Source organism: Acinetobacter sp. YH16042 (assembly GCF_013417245.1).
Lineage (GTDB): Bacteria > Pseudomonadota > Gammaproteobacteria > Pseudomonadales > Moraxellaceae > Acinetobacter > Acinetobacter amyesii.
This window is the reverse complement of the sequence record NZ_VPEJ01000076.1, coordinates 1-2,710: the sequence shown is the minus strand read 5'-3', so window position 1 is coordinate 2,710 and position 2,710 is coordinate 1. Positions and strand designations below refer to the sequence as shown.

Here is a 2,710-nt window from a genome sequence, read left to right as displayed (position 1 = left end):
TGAGATCTTCGATATGTTGCAGCAAAGACTTTTCTCTTTGATTTGCTAAATCCAACTGGTTTTTAAGTAAGGAAATCTGATCTTTTAGGACACTTTCAACCTCAGACTGGACGTGTACAGGTGCATCCTTCTGGACTTGTTCAATACGTGTACTGGACTGAACACCAGTTGGATTTCCATAAACTCTTATTAATTCCGATAGATCTATGAGTCCATCACTATCCCTTGATAATTCGCCACTTTTTATAGCTTCATAAATTGTTGTTCTAGACTTTTTAAACGCTTTACTGGCGTCCATAACGCTGAATTTTGTTGTGTTCAATGGAGTCCCTCAGTACGTGTACAGGAATGTTCATATGAACATCCAATCTGAACATGAGTTTTATTTTGCATTAAAGCCTACTTTCTCTAGATATGGCAGTAGTTCTTCAAATTTTTGTAGATCTTTTAGCATTTCAGAAATTCGAACTGCGAACTGCGAATAGCTTTCAGTACCTTGAGAATATTTATTCATTTCTGGAAGCTCAGATAGCTTATTAGCAAAAAAATGTCGCTGTGCATCAGTAAATTTTGAGAAAATCTCAAGAGTAGTTTGCTTTTTATTGTTAGCTATAACGACCTTTTTCTGTTTAAAGGTAAATGAAAAGCCAGAAATATTACGTCCCTTTTTATGTTGCTGACATTGGACTTTAATATCTGTATGTTCATTAATTTGAGCAATAGCCAAATTTAATACTCGGTCTTTGAAATTCCCCATTCTTGTATATTCATCATCAAGAACACCTATTTTTTGCCTGAACTCTGCTAGTTCAATAATAGGAGTTTGGCCTGTACTGCGCCAAGCTATTAACAATTCATATAACCGCACAGCATACGCACTGCTGAGATTACTAATTTGTTGTAATTCATATTTAGTAAATTGCTCTTCTAAACGTGTAATAAGTGGGACAATTGCAGGAGCAAATATTAACTTCACGGTTGCTTCATCATCGATATATCTAATCTCGCTGACCCAGCGGCTTAAAACATTTTCTACATTTCCTCTCTTATTGATTTCTTGATAGCTAAATTGGCGTACGAATAGATCTTTACAAGCATCTTTTAACGCTTGGTACGCTGTTTGTCTTGCAACATTAAATTGATTTACATAGCTCTCAGCATGGACTTCTAATGGATCATTGGCATTAATGCCTCGACCACTATCTCTTGCTTCAACAATAGCTAATAAGATTAAACGCTGTTCTACTAAATCTAAGTTATAACTCGCATTAATTAATGCATTATCTTTAACTACTAAATCCCGCACTTTATTTATCTATCTTATTAGTTATGAATATAAATCTATATTAATAAATCTGTAGATTAATGCAAGGTAAACATGGTTAAATCTACAAAATAAATAAGGTAGACTTATGGTAGGTAAACGTAGTCATATTGGTAGGTAAACGTAGTCATATTGGTAGGTAAACGTAGTCATATTGGTAGGTAAACGTAGTCATATGAAGTCTGGAAGCCTTTATTTACAAAGCTTTCAGCTTACCTAAAAGCATTTAAAAGATTTAAAATAATTAAAAGCCCAGGGAATGAAAAATTGCCCTTGGTTTTCGCTTCGCTCAAACTCTATTGAACTTCGCTTTCGCTCAGTTCGTTGGGGCAATTTTTTGGTTAATACTTGCGTGACTTTAAGAAAAAGCAAAAGCAACTCGGAATTCGCTTCGCTCATAAAACTTTTTTACTCGCTACGCTCGATCCAGGAGCAAATTTCTGCATGAAACTTACGCTTTCTTAGGCTAAAGAGGACAAAAAAATGTTTTTCAGAGGGTCTAGGCGCAAATTTTGATAGTTCGCTCGTAGACACTCGCTCTATGCATCTATCTAAAGTCAAAATACCTCTTTATTTCGCTCTCATTTGCGTTTTTTGAGCTGTTTTCTGTTTTTCACTATGAGATCTATGTTTTTTAGGTAAAGGCTCTTAAATCGCATTTGAACGCGTTCTATGAAGCTTTTCATAATTAAAGTTTTGGGTTGAAATTTTTAACCTGGATGAATGGACAAAAAATTGATTTTTTACGTTTTTCTAAACCAGGAAATAAATACTTTTTTCCATGCAAAACCAAGCACCGGCCCTACGTCACTTTAGCCAATTTTCTAATCCAGGATCCGGCACACGCCGGGATTTTTTTGTCACACACCACGCATCTAACGATGACAACCCTCAAAGCCTTACAGGATAAGGATTTCAGCGATTTTTTAGGGTCTCAGAAACGTGTACAGAAAAATGGTCTTTTTTTAGAATAAGTGATTGAATTATCTATTTTTTATGCTGTGCTCATACTTGTACATCAAAACAACACTTTTTTTAGATAAGATATTGATAAATCTAAGAAAAACTATGTACTCATGATTGTACATAAAAAAAAGCATTATATTTAAATAAGTTTTTGTTTTATAATAAATTAATTTTGTACAAATAGATTTGTACGTAATTTATTTATTCTTTTGATTTAAATTATTGAATTATCTTGATTTAATCTTGTACAAACTCTAATTTTTATAAGAGATGTAATTTATGGGCGAAAAAGTCAAAACTTATGCAGTCAGACTAGATCCACAAGTAGCAGAATTCTACGATCAATTGGCTAATTCAGAAGGAATCAGAACCAGTAAATTATTCAGTAAAATTTTGACCAATGATTTTCAATCTATTGCT

The 2,710-nt window shown here is 33.6% G+C and carries 2 protein-coding genes; both read right to left on the bottom strand.

The genetic code is table 11. The features are described 5' to 3' along the window. The coding region (locus FTV37_RS16900; protein WP_257224370.1) for a plasmid replication DNA-binding protein at window positions 1–322 on the bottom strand (322 nt) is incomplete at its 3' end. Between the two features lie 60 nt (window positions 323–382). Next, window positions 383–1,306: a replication initiation protein RepM gene (gene repM, locus FTV37_RS16895; RefSeq protein WP_151206973.1), complete on the bottom strand. Its 924-nt coding sequence runs from the start codon at window positions 1,304–1,306 to the stop codon at window positions 383–385. Window positions 1,307–2,710 lie beyond the last annotated feature (1,404 nt).